We start from the raw sequence: 16,837 nt of genomic DNA, 5'->3' as shown, positions 1-16,837 counted from the left end.
AATAACGCAGGCAGGGATAGCTTTCCTAAAAGATTGGAGCAAATTTACGATAGTCTCGTTACTATTATAAATAAATACAGACCTGATGCTATGGCTGTTGAAGAGTTGTTTTTCAATACCAATGTAAAAACAGGTATAGCGGTGGGACACGCAAGAGGAGTTATTCTGTTAGCTGCACAAAAAAGCGGTGTTTCTCAATATGAGTACACACCCCTACAGGTTAAACAAGCTGTAGTAGGTTACGGAAGAGCAGAAAAAAAACAGGTTATGGAAATGACAAGAATTCTTTTAAATCTAAAAGAAATTCCAAAGCCTGACGATACGGCAGATGCTCTTGCAATCGCAATATGTCATGCGCATAGTGCAAACAGAGCAGTTAAGCTTTAATTTATTGACAAAGTATTTATATTGATATTATACTTGTTAATATTAAAAATATAAAATATTGAGTAAAGGGGTATACATTATGGAAAGAGAATACAGATTAAAAATCAGCGGATTGGAATGCAGAGTTTTAAGTGCTGAACCAGAGGAAAAAATAAGAGAAATAGCTAATGATATTGAGGCAAGAATAGAAGAAATCACAAGCCAAAATGAAAGAGTATCAGTTGCTCTTGCAGCTGTTATTGCAGCTATGGGAATATATGAGGATTTGTATGAGGAACGCAAAGTATCCGATAATCTCAGAGCACAAATCAAGAGCTATTCTGATGATGCATCTAAGGCTTTGGCTGACAAGGAAGATGCCTTTACAGAGATTGACAGACTTCGCAGAGAAATTGACTCTCTCAGAAACAGATTAGCACAAAACAGGTGAAAAAGCGTTTAGAGGTGCTTGCTCCTGCCGGAAGTATGGAGCATATAAAAGCAGCAGTAGCTGCAGGCGCAGATGCTATTTATTTTGGAGCTTCTGCATTTAATGCAAGGCGACTTGCTAAGAATATAGACGATAGCGAAATTAAAAAAGCCGTGGACTATTGCCATAAAAGAGGCGTTTGCGTTCACGGCACTTTAAACATTCTTATAAACGACAGAGAGCTTGAAGATGCGATAAAAACAGCTAAGCTTTTTTATGAGGCGGGTGCTGATGCTTTAATAGTACAAGATATAGGACTTGCTTCTGTTTTATCTGAAATTATGCCTCAGATGCCTCTTCATGCAAGTACTCAGTTGGCGGCTCATAATTTAGAAGGTGTTTTATTCTTAGAAAAAATGGGCTTTAAAAGAGTTGTTTTAGCAAGAGAGCTGTCTATAAAAGAAATAGAGTATATTTGTAAAAATTCAAATGTTGAAACCGAAGTTTTTGTCCACGGAGCACTTTGCTATTGTGTATCTGGGCAGTGTTATTTCAGCAGTGTAATAGGACAAAGAAGCGGAAACAGAGGACTATGTGCTCAGCCCTGCAGACTGCCATATACAATCAGTGGTAAATCAGGCTTCCCTTTAAGCTTAAAGGATTTGTGCGCAGGAGATAAGCTTAAACAGCTTTTTGAGGCAGGGGTAGACAGTATAAAAATCGAAGGCAGAATGAAGTCAGTTAACTATGTCTATTCTGCAACAAAAGCATATTCAGATACTGTAAAGTCATATACTTTTACACATAAACAACGTAAAGAGCTTGCAGATACTTTTTCAAGAAGCGGATTTACTACCGCTTATCTTGAAAACAATATTTCAAAAGATATGTTTGGAATAAGAGAAGAAAGCGATAAAGACATTACTAAAGCTCAAGCAGCATATAAATTTGTGCAAAAAAAAGAGATTGAAAACCCTATTGAAAATAGATATTCGCCTATTTTTGAATATAATCCTATTGAAATATCTAACGCATATTTTGAAAAAAAGCCGAAAATAATATGTAAATTTAAAAAATTAAATCAAATACCCGATGGCTTTTCGAGCTTTTTCTGGCTTGATATTTCTCAATTTGATGATAATATCAAATATGAAAATTTCGGACTGTATTTACCACCATTTATTGCAGACAGTAATATTGATAAGCTTAAGGAAACTTTGATAAAAGCTTATAAAAAGGGAGTTAAAAAGCTTTTAGTAGGCAATATAGGACTTATTGAGCTTGGAAAAGCTATGGGCTTTGAGATACACGGTGACTTTGAGCTTAATGTTTTTAATTCAACCAGTGCTTTGTTTTACAGTAAATATTTAAAAAGCATTACGCTTTCGCCTGAACTCTTGACAGCTCAAATAAGAGATATAAGAAAATGTACAAGAATGGGAATTATAGGTTATGGAAGATTGCCGCTTATAACATCCCGTGCTTGCTTATTTAAGGCTCATACTGTTTGCGGAAAATGTAAAACACCTATTATTCTTAAAGACAGGAAAAACGAAAAATTCCCTGTTTATTCTGACTTTGGCTGTATAAACCGAATTTATAATTCAAAACCGCTTTATGTAGGCGATTTATCGGAAATAAAGGCAATGGGAGTTAATTTTATAAGGCTTGATTTTATTGATGAAAATAAAAAACAGGTTAAAAAAATTATTGATGCCTTTAAAACACATAAAAAAGCAGATTTTGAATATACAAGAGGTTTATACAAAAGAAAGGTTTTGTAAATGATTGTAAAGATTAAAAGAGAAAATGATACTATACCTATGCCTTTGAAAGCGACAAGCGGAGCGGCGGGTATGGATTTATGTGCAAATATTGAGGAAAGCTTAACAATTTTGCCACATACTCCTGTTAAAATTAAAACAGGAATATCAATAGAAATCCCTGATAGCAGTTGCGTTGGCTTAGTTTTTGGAAGAAGTGGAATGGGTATAAACCACGGTATAACTCTTTCAAATTCTGTGGGCGTCATTGACAGCGATTACAGAGGAGAAATTTGTGTAGGTCTTATAAATAATTCTGAAAAGCCTTATACAATCAATCCTATGGACAGAATTGCGCAGCTTGTTTTTATGAATTTTATCAATGTTGAATTTGAGGAAGCTTATGAGCTGTCTGAAACAAAGCGAAACAAATCTGGCTTTGGTTCAACAGGAAAATAGGTTTGTCCTTTTAAACGGGTGGAGGTGATTTTTTGCAATTTTTCAAAAATAAATTTACATTATTCCTTTGCATAGTTATTTTGTTTTTACTTGGTTGTCTTTTGTATTCCTTGACAACCGATAATTCTACTGTTATTGAAGGAACAGGCGGAACTGTTGTTACTGTACCTCAAAAAGGCTCAGTAGGGATAGGTGGATTTATTAACAAATTTGTAGAAAGATTTACAAATTATGAAAACATAAAACAAGAGAATGAGGAACTCAAAAAACAGATTAAGGAATATGAAGATAATATTGCCGATGCTAAAAGGCATTCGGAAGAAAACGAAGAGCTTAAAAGCTTGCTTGAAATAAAAGAAAAAAATCCTAATTTTGTTTTTGAAGAGGCAAAAGTAATTGCAAAAGACCCGGGAGATTGGTTTTTCACCTTTACTATTGATAAAGGAAGTATGCACGGTGTTAAGGCAGGACAGCCTGTTATTACTTCTGACGGACTTGTAGGAAAAATAAAAACGGTTTCCTTAACATATTCTAAAGTAGTTTCTATTATTGATACAGAATGTGTAACCGGTGCTATGGTTGTGAGAACAGGTGATGCAGCAGTTGTTGAAGGCGATTTCTTGCTTTCACAAAGTGGTTTATGCAAGCTTTCTTTTTTTGACAATATGGTAAATCTCAATAGAGGAGATATTATTGATACGTCGGGTTTGGGCGGAGTTTTTCCGTCAGGAATAAGAATAGGCAGAGTTGAAGATATTTTGCCTGAGGAAAACGGGATTTCCAATTACGCAATAGTCAGACCGGCGGTTAATTTTGAAAAAATAAGGAATGTTTTTATTATAAAATCCTTTGAAATAGAGGAGAGTACTGATGAAGCTGAAGACGTATCGTCAAAGGATAGTAATTAAATATGCTGCCTATATACTGTTGCTGACAGTGCTTTTTCTCTTTCAAACCTCTCCGTTTCGTTCTATAAGGCTTTTAAATGTAACTCCTGAGCTTATTCTTCCGGCTGTTTTACTTGTTGCTATGTACGATGGAGAGAGAGTAGGAGCAATATGCGCAATTTTTGCAGGCTTAATTTATGATGCAAACAGTGCTATTGTTGGCTTTAATACTGTCTTTTTTATAATAGCTGCATATTTGACGGGTATTTTAATTTCTACTCAAATAAAAAGAAATGTAATAAGTGCAATAATAATATGCAGTATTTGTGTGTTTTTCCTCAACCTTATAACCTATATTGCTTTTATCGGTTTAAGAGGGGAATGGCACTTGCTTTATGTTCTTAAATCAATTATTTTACCTAAAACCATATATACTTTTTTTGTTTCTGCGGCATTGTATTTTGTATTCTATTTTATAAAAATGTATTTGTTTGCTGAGGAAACTGATATTTCATAATTAAAATAAAAGGGGGTTTGCTTCGTTGAACAAAAGTATAAAAAGAGCTGTTTCGTTTGTTATTTTTGTAGCATTGATTTTTGTGCTATATGGAGCAAGACTTGTTTATTTACAGCTTATTTGCGGTGAAAGCTATCTTGAAAAATCTCAAAAAAGTGTCTTGAGAAGCGCAACCGTTATTGCACCCAGGGGCGAGATTGTAGATAGATTAGGCAGACCTCTTGTTTCTAACCGTATAGGATATACAGTTACACTGGAAAAAGATATGATGGAAGATATAAATGCTACGTTGAAACGTCTTGTTGAAGTTTTAGATGAAAACGGAGATGTTTTTGAAGATAATTTTCCTATTACATTAAATGAACCTTATGATTTTTTGGAATATAACACTGAAAACAAAGGTGTGTTATCTTCATCTTTTAAAGCTTATCTTAAAAAACGTAAAATAAACATAGAATCAACTCCTCAGGAAATTGTTACACAGCTTAAGTCTTATTATGAATTAAATGACTATGATGAGCTTATGGCAAGAAAAATTATAGGTATCCGCTGTGAGCTTGATTTAGGCGGTTATGCTGCTACTGGATATATATTGGCAAATGATATTTCGATTAACTCGGTTACTAAAATTAAAGAGGATTATGAAAATTTTAAAGGTATAAGCGTCGATACTACACCGATTCGAGAGTATGATCAAGCGGATATTGCAGCACATATTTTAGGTAGGGTCGGAATGATATATGCCGAAGAATATCCTGCTTTAAAAGCACAGGGGTACAGTCTTAACGACCAAGTTGGTAAAGACGGAATCGAAAATACTTGCGAAAAATATCTGAAAGGAATAAACGGTTTAAAGCAAGTAGAAAAAAACACATCGGGACAGATAACCTCTATAATAGAAAGTAAACAGGCTATTCCCGGAAATAATGTTATTTTGACAATAGACAGCGATTTACAAAGAGTTGCGGAAAAAGCTCTTGAAAAAAGAATTAATGAAATAAAAGAAGAGGCTTATACCGTTTACGGACGAGATGGTATGGGTGCAGACGTCCAAGGCGGTGCTGTGGTAGTTGTTGAGGTTAACACAGGGGAAATTTTAGCACTTGCAAATTATCCCACATATAAGCTTGAAACCTACAACAAGGATTTTTCGGAAAATATAAATAACCCTTTGAAACCGCTTTTGAACAGGGGAATTTCGGGAACTTATCCGCCCGGCTCAACCTTTAAAATGCTTACGGGTATAGCGGGATTAGAAGAAAAGGTAGTTAATATAAATACTACTTACAGTTGTTACGGCAGCTACACTTATTACGCAGATGCAGGATATTCTCCGAGATGTTATGCAGGAATGGCACACGGAACAAATGCAATTGACGGCGCTATAAGACATTCCTGTAACGGATATTTCTTTGATATAGGTCGTTTGATTGGTATTGATAAGCTCAATCAATGGACTAAATTATTTGGCTTTGGCGCTAAAACAGGAATAGAACTTCCCGGAGAAGCTGAAGGAATAATAGCAAGCAGACAGTATTCGGAAGAAGTATTAGATAGAATATGGACTGCAGGAAACACAATACAGGCGGCAATCGGTCAATCGGATAATATGTTTACTCCGATTCAGCTTGCAGGTTATGTTCAAACTATCGCTTCGGAGGGTAAAAGATATAAGCTTCATATAGTTAAATCTGTTAAAAGCTATCATTACGATAAAATTATTTTGGAGAATACTCCGGAGTTAGTTGAAAATATTGAACTATCCAAGGATACTGTTTCAAGTGTTAAAAAGGGTATGGAACGTGTTATGCTTGAAACATCTATAGCGTGGCGTTTTGCCGATTTAGGAATAAAAGTAGCGGGTAAAACAGGAACTGCTCAAGTGCCAAAAGGTTCAGCTAACGGTACCTTTGTGTGTTATGCTCCGGCAGATGACCCTCAAATTGCTATTGCGGTTGTAGTAGAGCATGCGGGAGAGGGCGGACTAATTTCACCTATTGCAAAGGATATTTTAGCATCATATTTTTCCGTTAAAGAAACAGGAGACACAATTGATAGGGAAAGCGTTTTAATAAGTTAGTAAAATTGTATGTAAAATTAAATTTAATTAGTTAAAAATGTAAAAATTTTAAAAAAACTCTTTACGAAAAACTCTTTTTATGCTATTATAATGGTTGATTAAAAATGAAGAGGTGAGAGGGTTGGCTGAAGTAATTACCGTGGCATCTGGAAAAGGCGGAGTCGGTAAAACTTCGATTTGTGCGGCACTTTCAGCTGCTCTTGCTAAAAAAGGAAAAAAAGTCTTAGTAATTGATGCGGATGCAGGATTAAGAAATCTTGACCTTGTATTCGGAATGCAGGACTTATGTATTTATGATTACTTGGATTTGTACATGGAAAGATGTGATTTTGAAGAGTGCGCTATATCGCACCCTTCCTTAGAAAATCTTTTTATTGTTGCAGCACCGGTCAACTGTATTGAAGCTTTGGAAAATAAAAATGCTTTAAAACATATTTGTTCCCTTGCTTCCGATAAGTTTGATTTTATTTTTATTGATGCTCCTGCAGGAATAGGGGACGGATTTTACAGTGCTATATATCCTGCTGACAGAGTATACATTATTGCAACCCATGATACAACTTCAATGAGAGATGCTGAAAGAGCTGCTAATCTTGCAAAACAGGCGGGAATTTACGAGTGCCGTCTTATTATTAATAGAGTTCGTTCAAATCTTTTGAAAAAGAAGCTTGCTGCGAATATAGATGATATGATTGATGCGGTTTGTGTACGCCTTATAGGTGTCGTTCCCGAAGATGAAGGGATAATAGTTTTTTCAAATGCGGGAATTCCTGCTGCTCTTTGTAAAAGCATATCAACTAAAGCTATTGATAATATAGCCCGTAGAATATGCGGAGAAAAAATAGATTTGTTTAAATTTTGGAAATATTAGTGGAGGTTTAAATATATGAATATTGCGCTTATTGCACATGATAAAAAGAAGGAACTTATGGTACAGTTCTGTATCGCTTATTGCGGTATTTTAAGTAGACATTCTCTTTGCGCTACCGGAACAACAGGAAAGCTTGTATCTGAAGCTACAGGTTTAAAAATCAATTCATTTTTAAGCGGTGCTCAAGGTGGAGACCAGCAGATTGCAGGAAGAATTGCATATAACGAAATTGATATTTTGCTGTTTTTCCGTGACCCCATTACAGCAAAATCAACTGAGCCTGATGAAATGTCTCTTTTGCGTCTTTGTGATATGCACAATATTCCGGTTGCTACAAATGCAGCAACTGCTGAGGTGCTTATAATGGCGCTTGACAGAGGGGACTTGAATTGGCGTGATATTGTAAATCCAAAAAAATAAATTTAAAAACATATTACAATATTTTTTCTATTGCCAAAGCCCAATAGCATTTTATTTATGAGGCTGACCGAAAGGACAGCCTCTTTGTTATGTATATACACGATATTGAATATAAAAAGGAATGAAAAATATGAAGCTTATAACAAGCTTACCGAGAGGAACAAGAGATATTCTTCCGGAAGAATGTAAAAAATGGCAGTATATTGAGGATGTTATCAGAAAAACAGCTCAAAGCTTTAATTTGAATGAGGTAAGATTTCCCACATTTGAACACAGAGCTCTTTTTGAACACGGAGTAGGAGATAATACTGATGTTGTTCAAAAAGAAATGTATACCTTTTTCGATAAAGGCGGAAGAGAGATTACTCTTCGTCCCGAAGGTACATCAGGAGTTGTAAGGCTTGTTTTGGAAAACGGTCTTTTTGCTCAAAGCCTTCCGCAAAAGCTTTATTATCTTATTTCGTGCTTTAGATATGAGAAGCCGCAGGCGGGAAGACTCAGAGAATTCCATCAGTTTGGAATAGAGTTTTTCGGAGCTTCTGACCCTTCTGCAGATGCTGAAATAATTTCTTGTGCAAAAACTATTTTTGATAATTTAAAAATAAAAAATTTATCACTTGAGATTAACTCCATAGGCTGTAAAGAATGTCGTGAAAAATATTATAATGCATTAAGAGAATATTTTTCTTCCTATTCAGATGATTTGTGCGAAACCTGTAACAGCCGTTTGCAGAAAAATCCTATGCGTATTCTTGACTGTAAGAGTCAGATATGTTCAAAAATTGCTGATAACGCCCCTAAAATTCTTGATTATATCTGCGATGATTGTAAAAATCATTTTGAGGGTGTTAAAGAATTACTCGATATAATGAATATAAAATATACTGTTAATCCTCATATAGTAAGAGGTCTTGATTATTACAGCGGTACTGTTTTCGAATTTGTTTCCAATGAAATAGGCGCACAGGGAACTGTTTGCGGAGGCGGACGTTATGACGGCCTTTCACAAATAATCGGAGACCAGGCTTTAGCGGGTATAGGCTTTGCTATGGGATTAGAACGAATTTTGCTTCTTATGGAAGCACAAGGCATAGAGTTTGACACTCAGCCTAAATCCGATATTTATTTTGCTTATATTGGTGAAAAAGGAAAAAATGAAGCAATAAAACAAACACTTGTTTTACGTCGATTGGGATTTTCTGCAGAAACAGATATTGTTGGCAGAGGATTAAAGGCGCAAATGAAATATGCCGATAAAATAAATGCGCGTTATACAGTTGTTTTGGGTGATAATGAGGTTGAAGCTCAGAAAGCTGTAATTAAAGATATGCAATCCGGCGAAAAAACAGAAATTGAAATAGAAAAAATAATTGAATTTTTGAAATAAAGGAATTGAGCTATATGAAAAGAACAAAATATTGCGGAAATTTTAACTCATCTGATATAGGTCAGGTACATACTGTTACGGGATGGGTACAAAGAACAAGAAATCTCGGCGGTCTTTTATTTATTGATTTGAGAGATAGAACAGGTATTGTTCAGCTTACCTTTGATGAAGCTTACAGCAAGGAGCTTTTTGATAAAGCTTATTCCATACGTTCTGAGTTTGTTTTGCAAGCAACAGGAAAGGTAAGAGGAAGAGGAGAAGGAGCAATAAATAAAACTATTGCTACAGGTGAAGTAGAAATTCTTGTTGATGGTTTGACTGTATTGTCAGTTGCTCAGACCCCACCCTTTGAAATTGTTGAAAACTGTCAGACAAACGAAGAGCTACGTTTAAAATATCGTTATTTGGATTTAAGACGCCCAGATGTTCAAAGATGTCTTATGCTACGTCATAGAGTAGTAAAAATCGCAAGAGATTACTACGATAAAAATGGATTTTTAGAGATAGAAACTCCTATAATGACTAAAAGTACCCCTGAAGGTGCAAGAGACTATTTGGTGCCCAGCAGAGTGCATCCCGGCTCATTCTATGCGCTTCCTCAGTCACCTCAGTTGTATAAACAGCTTCTTATGTTATCAGGATATGATAGATATATGCAAATTGCCCGTTGCTTCCGTGACGAAGATTTGCGTGCTGACAGACAGCCTGAATTTACTCAGATAGACTTGGAAATGTCATTTATTGATGAAAATGATATTATGAGCATAAATGAAGGCTTTATCAAAAAAGCTTTTGAAGAAGCTTTGGGTATTGAAATACAAACTCCATTTTTAAGAATGCCCTATAAAGAGGCTATGGACAGATTTGGCTCTGATAAGCCTGATATCCGCTTCGGTTTTGAACTTTGTGATATTTCAAAAGAAGTGGAAAACTGCGGCTTTAAGGTATTTGACAGTACTTTAGAAAACGGCGGCAGTGTTCGTTGTATTAATATTAAAGGCTTTGCACAGAATATGTCACGCCGTGAAATAGACGGACTTGCAGAATTTGTTAAGACTTACGGTGCAAAGGGACTTGCTTGGATGAAATCTCTAAACGGAGAAGTAACATCATCCTTTGCTAAATTTATTACCGATGAGCAAGTGCTTGAGAATATTAAGAAAAAAGCTGATTTTGAAGACAATGATGTTATCTTTGTAGTGGCTGATAAGAATTCTGTAGTATATGCTTCTTTGGGTGCATTACGTTGCGAAATTGCTAAGAGATTACAGCTTATTAACGAGGATGAATATAAATTCCTTTGGGTTACCGAATTTCCTCTTGTTGAATTTGATGAAGAGGAAAACCGTTGCGTAGCTATGCATCATCCTTTTACTGCACCTATGGAAGAAGATATTGAGTATATGGAAACAGAGCCGTTGAAAGTACGTGCAAGAGCGTATGATATGGTTTTAAACGGCGTTGAATTGGGTGGCGGTTCTATAAGAATTCACTCTCAGGAGCTTCAGCAAAAGATGTTCCGTACTCTTGGATTTACCAATGAAGAGGCTCAGGATAAATTTGGATTTTTATTAAACGCATTCAAATACGGAGTACCTCCTCACGGTGGCTTGGCATTTGGTCTTGACAGACTTATTATGCTTATGGCTAAGAGAGATTCTATACGTGACGTTATTGCTTTCCCGAAAGTACAAAATGCATCAGAGCTTATGAACTCTTGTCCTTCTGAGGTTGAAGCTAAGCAACTTGAAGAACTAAGCATTAAAATAGATATTAAACAAAATTAAAAATTTATTTACAATTTTTTATATTAAATTACATTTTTTATAGTTTTAAATATTGTAAATTAAAACTATATAATTTGTGTGAAAGGAAAAAGCAAATGATAGAAGTTAGTAATTTATCTAAGCTTTACGGTTCTAAGGTTGCAGTAAATAATGTTAACTTCAGCATAGAAGCCGGCGAAATTGTCGGACTGTTAGGTCCTAACGGTGCGGGAAAGTCGACAACTATGAACATAATGACCGGTTATTTGTCTGCTAATACGGGAACTGTTAAAATCGGCGGATTTGATATTTTTGAAAATCCTGCAGCGGCGAAAAAGAAAATAGGATATTTGCCTGAACAGCCACCTTTATATTTTGATATGACTGTTAAAGAGTATCTTAATTTTGTTTATGACCTTAAAGGATGTACTCTTGAAAGAAAGCCCCATATAAAAGAAGTGTGTGAGGTTGTTAAAATAAAAGATGTTTATAATCGTCTTATAGGAAATCTTTCAAAAGGCTATAAACAAAGAGTGGGACTTGCTCAGGCTTTAATAAATGCGCCCGAAGTGCTTATTCTTGACGAGCCTACTGTAGGTCTTGACCCTAAAGAAATAATTGAAATAAGAAATCTTATTAAAAGACTCGGAAAAAGCAGAACAGTTATTTTAAGCTCACATATTCTTTCAGAAATTCAAGCGGTATGCGAAAGAATTCTTGTTATCAATAACGGACGTCTTGTTGCTGACAGTACTCAGGATTTACTTACAAAAGAAAATACAAATCTTAAAATGTCAATACGCATAGGAGCAAATCAAAATGAAGCTCTTAAGGTGTTAAAAAATATTGACGGAGTAAAATACTGTGAGCCTACAACAAGCTTTGAAAAGGGAACCTGTGATTTCCTTATAGAAGCTCAGTCAGGAATTGATATCAGACGTCCTATGTTTAAAGCTCTTGCAGAGAAGGATATGCCTATTTTAGAGCTCAAACCTGTAGATATGACTCTTGAAGATGCATTCCTTAATATAGTTGGTGAAAATAAAGGAGGAATAAAAGAATGATTGCTATTTTGAAAAAAGAATTGCGCTCAATGTTTTTATCTCCTCTTGCATATGTAGTTATAGGCGGCTTTACTTTTCTTTCAGCTTTTTCTTTTTTATCTTCAACTTTGGCATCTATGACAAGTGATGTAACATCATTTTTTTCAAGTCTTGTCCTTTGGATAATTATTATTGTTGCGATTTTGTCAATGAAGATATTTTCAGATGAAAAGAAATCAAAAACAGACCAATTGTTGCTTACCTCTCCTGTTTCTTTAACACAAATTGTATTAGGTAAATTTTTAGCAAGCTATATTGTTTATTTAATTTCAATGGCTATAACCTTTATTTATATGCTGATTGTTGTTATTTTCGGTCAGCTTGAATGGGGAATTGTTTTTGCTAATTATTTGGGATTGTTTCTTTTAGGAGCGGCTGTTGTTTCAATAGGTGTATTTGTATCTTCTCTTACAGAAAGTGCTCTTGTAAGTGCACTCTTAACTCTTATCATTTTATTTCTTTCCTATCTTGCCAGCTCCTTTGCCTATGTTATTGTTTCATTTACAACAGGACTTCCCGAGATAATTGTAAGCGGTATCAGCTCTTTTATCGGTGTACTTGCAATTTTTGATAAATATAATACTTTTGCATCAGGAATGCTTGATTTTACTGCTATTGTGTATTATTTAAGCATAACAGCGATATTTTTATTCTTAACTGTAAGAGTATTTGAAAAGAGGAGGTGGAGTTAACAATGGCAGATAAAAATGTAAAAAAACAATTTAAAAGCTCAAGAAAAAGAAAAATGGCTACCTTGTCAACAGGAATCGTTGTAGGCTTTATAGCAATTGTTGTTATCTTTAACGTTGTTTTAAATATGCTTGTTGAGCGTTTTCCTATGAAGCTTGACGTTACCAGTGAAAACATTTATGAGCTTACTGATGATACAATAGACCTTCTAAAAACGGTAAAAACCAATACAGAGATTACTGTTCTGTTTGGAGAAGAAAGCTTGCCTGCTTATTTGACAGAGATGCTCGATAACTATAAGCGCTATAGCTCATCAATTTCTGTTAAATATATTGATACAATTAAAAACCCTGATTATATCAAAAACAGAGAATGGACTGATTTGTCTTCCGATGCAGCTATTGTTGTTTCCACTGATTTAAGATATAAGGAAATCACAAGTGCGGATTTATTTGATGAAAACAGCAATTTCAAGGGAGAACAGGCTATTTCTTCGGGTATTATTTATGCTACCAAAGATGTAGTTTATGATGTTATTTTTATAACAGGACACGGTGAAGAATACGATAACGGTTTTAAAGGCTTACTTTCCAATAATGGATATAAAGTAACCTCATCAGAATTGCAAAAGGCAGAAATTACTGAAAACACAAAGGCTATTTTTATTAACAATCCTTTAACTGATTTCACCTCCGAAGAGATTGATTTATTGGATAAAATAATGACCAATGATGAAAATTACGGAATAAATACATTTGCTTTCTTTTCAGCATCAACTCCCAAGCTTGAAAAATTGGAAAATTATATTGCAGAGTGGGGAATAGGTATAGGAAATGAAAAGGTTGTAGAATCAACCTCCAATATTTCTATTTATACCTATACTCAGTCCTTGACTTATTCTGATACTTCTATTATAGGTACAGCGAAAAACTATAATTTCCATACATTTTTAGGAGAAGCAAGACCTTTATCAATTCTTTTTGATGCTAAGGACTCTATTGTAAGCGTTTCAAGTATAATTTCAAGCTCAGAGGATTCTATTGCTAAGCCTTCGAGCGTTGAAATAAAAGACGTATACGACCTTGAAAAAGATGAAGGGGATATTGACGGTCCTTTCAATGTAGTGGTTCGTTCCAAAAAGCTCAGATATGATAACGATAATGACAATAAGGAGCTCTCCGGAAGTCTTATAGTTTCAGGAACATCTGCTATTTCAGATGAAGCTTTTCTTTCTACAAGTATGTTTGGAAACAGCCGTTTCATTGTTAATGTTTTAAATTCTGTTTCCGGACTTAATGAAACAGGGTTTGCTATAGTTGCTAAAACAATAGCGGCAGAACCTCTTAATGCTTCAGGAAATATCGTTTCAATATTTATAATGCTCTTTGTATTTATGATTCCGATAGTACTTATAATAATCGGTGTTATAATATACATGAGGAGAAAACACTTATGATAAAAAATATTAAAGGTATTATTGCTATTGCAATTGTAGCAGTGGTTTTGGTTGTTGCTCTTTTACTACTGTTGTTATTTCCTTCAAAGGATGCAGATTCAAGCTCTGAGCTTTCTTCAGAGCCTGTAAAAGTATTTGAAGTTGATAAATCAACAGTTACTGCTATTGATGTAAAAAATCAAAACGGAGAAATTTCTCTTGTAAAAGAAGGAAACGATTTTAAACTTAAAGGTAAAGATTCACTGCCTCAAAACATATCGAAAATTTCATCTGTTGTTTCTGAGGTCGTAAAAATTGAAGCTACACAATCTGTAAATAAAGCTCCTGAGGATTTATCTATCTACGGATTGTCTGAGCCAAAAGCGACTATCACCGTTTCTCAAAACGACGGAGCTTCTCATACAATTCTTTTGGGAGATGAAGCGTTAAACGGGGGAATATATTTAAAAAAAGGCGATAGTGACGAGGTTTTCCTTGTAGATGCATATGATTTTTACTGTTATGAATATACTAATTTGGATTTATATACAACTTCAACTGATACTAAGGCTACAAACGAAAACGTTAAATATGTAAAGCTTATTAATGGAAATAAAACTGTATATGAATTAGAGGTTCTTTCAGACGAAGAAATCAAAAAAAACGAGGGAACATATCAGTCTATTTATGAAATGGTTGCCCCTGTTAAGTGTGCTACAGATACTGAAACTGTTTCTAAGGTAATAAATGCTATTAGCGGATTTACCTTTGAAAAGGTTGTTGCTGACGAATTTGATAATAAATTACTTGAAGAGTATGGCCTTTTAACTCCCAATATAGTGTTTACCTATAAATATACTGTTGAGGAAACTGAAACTGACAGCACAACAGGAGAAACCAAGGTTATCTCTACAGAAAGCTTTAAAGAAACTATTAAGATAGGTAAAGAAAAAGAAAACGGAAAATATTATGCTATGTTTGAAGGCAGAGATTTAATATATTCTGTTTCTTCCTCTTATGTCAGTGCATTTAACGATGTTACTACAGACCAAATGTGCGCTTCTCTTGTTTATATCACTAATATAAATACTGTTAAAAACATTACTGTTGAAGGATATAATAAGACATATTCTTTTGATTTGTTAAATTCCGATGCTGAAGATACTGAAGATATGATTGTTAAATACAACGGAAAAGAATATCCTCAGGATACCTTTAGAAAGCTTTATCAAGTAATTATCGGAACTACGCAAAACGGGTTGTCGGATAATCGAACAGGATCCTTAGAAGCTACTATAACCTTTAATAAAACAGACGGCAAGAAAGATGTTATAAGCTTCTATAAAATTGATGACAGAAATATGTTTGTTAAGATTAACGGAGAGGGTATTTACAGCGTTAATAAAACCTCAGTAGAAAAAATATTTTCAAGCTGTGAAAAATATATAAACGGCGAGAAAATTACTGTTTGACAAACTTTGTCATAAGTTGTATAATAAAATACAAGGTGATTTCGTGGGAAACGGGAAACCGTTTCCCTCTTTTTTGATAATATAAAAGGAAAGGAAAATGGCTGCGCAATTGATTTTGTGCTTGCCAAAGGCGTTTAAAATGAAAGCTAAGCTTCCGGACGGAAAAATTATTGAATTTGAAAAAAATGCAACAGCAGGGGATATTATCGGTAGTATTTCTCAAGGTCTTTTAAGAAAAACTCTCGTTGCTGAAGTAAATGGTACAGTTTGCGATCTTAATACTGTTATTACTGATGATTGTGATATAAAAGCGTTTACTTTTGATGATGAACAGGGAAAGAAGGCTTTTTGGCATACCGCATCTCATATTCTTGCTCAAGCTGTAAAGCGCCTTTATCCTGATGCTAAGCTTACTATCGGACCTGCGATAGATAACGGATTTTATTATGATTTCGACAGCGATGTTACATTTACTGCTGATTGCCTTGATAAAATACTTGCAGAAATGAAGAATATTGTTAAAGAAGGATATTCTCTTTCTAAAGAAACAATTTCAAGAGAAGAAGCATTAAAGCTTTTTGAAGAAAAAAATGAGCCTTATAAAATTGAACTTATAAACGACCTTGAAGAAAGCGAAAATATAACAATATACACTCAGGGCGAGTTTACAGACCTTTGTGCAGGCCCTCATTTAAAGGATGTTTCAGATGTAAAGGCGATTGCCCTTACATCTTGTACTGGCGCATATTGGCGTGGAAACAGTAACAATAAGATGCTTCAAAGAATTTACGGCACTGCTTTTCCTAAAGCTTCTATGCTTGAAGAGCATCTTGCAAGAATCGAAGAGGCTAAAAAGCGTGACCACAATAAGCTTGGCAGAGAATTAGAGCTTTTTACAACCTCTGATGTTATTGGACAAGGCTTACCTATTATGCTTCCTAAGGGTGCTAAAATCATTCAGCAGCTTCAGCGCTTTGTTGAGGATGAAGAGGAAAAGAGAGGCTGGCTCCTTACAAAAACACCCTTTATGGCCAAAAGTGACCTTTATAAGATTTCAGGACACTGGGATCACTATCAAGACGGTATGTTTATATTGGGTGACGAGGAGAAGGATGATGAGGTTTTTGCTTTGCGTCCTATGACCTGTCCTTTCCAATATCAAGCATATCTGAACAGACCTCGTTCTTACAG

General features: G+C 34.8%; 16 protein-coding genes. All 16 read left to right on the top strand.

Going from position 1 to position 16,837, the window contains the following annotated elements; all coding sequences use genetic code 11:
• Nucleotides 1–387 (top strand): crossover junction endodeoxyribonuclease RuvC (gene ruvC, locus E7480_07845; GenBank protein MBE6904502.1); only part of this gene is annotated, 387 nt, incomplete at its 5' end.
• A gap of 79 nt (nt 388–466) precedes the next feature.
• Nucleotides 467–817, top strand: a complete 351-nt coding sequence (locus tag E7480_07840) for a cell division protein ZapA (GenBank protein ID MBE6904501.1) — start codon at nt 467–469, stop codon at nt 815–817.
• Entirely contained in the window at nt 814–2,580 is a 1,767-nt protein-coding gene (locus tag E7480_07835; protein MBE6904500.1) for a U32 family peptidase, read from the top strand. Before E7480_07840 ends, E7480_07835 begins: the two co-directional genes overlap by 4 nt.
• Nucleotides 2,581–3,018, top strand: coding sequence for a dUTP diphosphatase (locus E7480_07830; GenBank protein ID MBE6904499.1), 438 nt, complete (start codon nt 2,581–2,583; stop codon nt 3,016–3,018).
• 32 nt (nt 3,019–3,050) lie between these two features.
• Nucleotides 3,051–3,926 (top strand): rod shape-determining protein MreC, encoded by an 876-nt coding sequence (gene mreC, locus E7480_07825; GenBank protein ID MBE6904498.1) that lies wholly within the window; start codon nt 3,051–3,053, stop codon nt 3,924–3,926.
• Nucleotides 3,889–4,422 (top strand): rod shape-determining protein MreD, encoded by a 534-nt coding sequence (mreD, locus tag E7480_07820; GenBank protein MBE6904497.1) that lies wholly within the window; start codon nt 3,889–3,891, stop codon nt 4,420–4,422. The genes mreC and mreD overlap by 38 nt, the downstream gene beginning before the upstream one ends.
• A gap of 25 nt (nt 4,423–4,447) precedes the next feature.
• On the top strand, nt 4,448–6,502 hold the full coding sequence (locus tag E7480_07815) for a penicillin-binding protein 2 (protein MBE6904496.1): 2,055 nt from the start codon (nt 4,448–4,450) through the stop codon (nt 6,500–6,502).
• 94 nt (nt 6,503–6,596) lie between these two features.
• Nucleotides 6,597–7,373: a septum site-determining protein MinD gene (gene minD / locus E7480_07810; protein ID MBE6904495.1), complete on the top strand. Its 777-nt coding sequence runs from the start codon at nt 6,597–6,599 to the stop codon at nt 7,371–7,373.
• Between the two features lie 15 nt (nt 7,374–7,388).
• Complete coding sequence (mgsA, locus tag E7480_07805) at nt 7,389–7,793, top strand: methylglyoxal synthase (GenBank protein MBE6904494.1); 405 nt, start codon at nt 7,389–7,391, stop codon at nt 7,791–7,793.
• A 130-nt stretch (nt 7,794–7,923) separates the two neighbouring features.
• Nucleotides 7,924–9,180: a histidine--tRNA ligase gene (locus tag E7480_07800; GenBank protein MBE6904493.1), complete on the top strand. Its 1,257-nt coding sequence runs from the start codon at nt 7,924–7,926 to the stop codon at nt 9,178–9,180.
• Nucleotides 9,181–9,194: 14 nt separating this feature from the next.
• On the top strand, nt 9,195–10,967 hold the full coding sequence (aspS, locus tag E7480_07795) for an aspartate--tRNA ligase (GenBank protein ID MBE6904492.1): 1,773 nt from the start codon (nt 9,195–9,197) through the stop codon (nt 10,965–10,967).
• Nucleotides 10,968–11,062: 95 nt separating this feature from the next.
• Nucleotides 11,063–12,010: an ATP-binding cassette domain-containing protein gene (locus tag E7480_07790; GenBank protein ID MBE6904491.1), complete on the top strand. Its 948-nt coding sequence runs from the start codon at nt 11,063–11,065 to the stop codon at nt 12,008–12,010.
• On the top strand, nt 12,007–12,741 hold the full coding sequence (locus E7480_07785) for an ABC transporter (protein MBE6904490.1): 735 nt from the start codon (nt 12,007–12,009) through the stop codon (nt 12,739–12,741). The genes E7480_07790 and E7480_07785 overlap by 4 nt, the downstream gene beginning before the upstream one ends.
• A 2-nt stretch (nt 12,742–12,743) precedes the next feature.
• Nucleotides 12,744–14,195: a hypothetical protein gene (locus E7480_07780; GenBank protein MBE6904489.1), complete on the top strand. Its 1,452-nt coding sequence runs from the start codon at nt 12,744–12,746 to the stop codon at nt 14,193–14,195.
• Nucleotides 14,192–15,646 (top strand): DUF4340 domain-containing protein, encoded by a 1,455-nt coding sequence (locus E7480_07775; GenBank protein MBE6904488.1) that lies wholly within the window; start codon nt 14,192–14,194, stop codon nt 15,644–15,646. The genes E7480_07780 and E7480_07775 overlap by 4 nt, the downstream gene beginning before the upstream one ends.
• A 139-nt stretch (nt 15,647–15,785) precedes the next feature.
• On the top strand, nt 15,786–16,837 hold a 1,052-nt coding region (locus E7480_07770), incomplete at its 3' end, for a TGS domain-containing protein (protein MBE6904487.1).

The sequence above is a fragment of the Oscillospiraceae bacterium genome (genome assembly GCA_015067255.1).
GTDB lineage: Bacteria > Bacillota > Clostridia > Oscillospirales > SIG519 > SIG519.
Note: the sequence above shows the minus strand (reverse complement) of the source record. Positions and strands in the feature narration are given on the sequence as shown.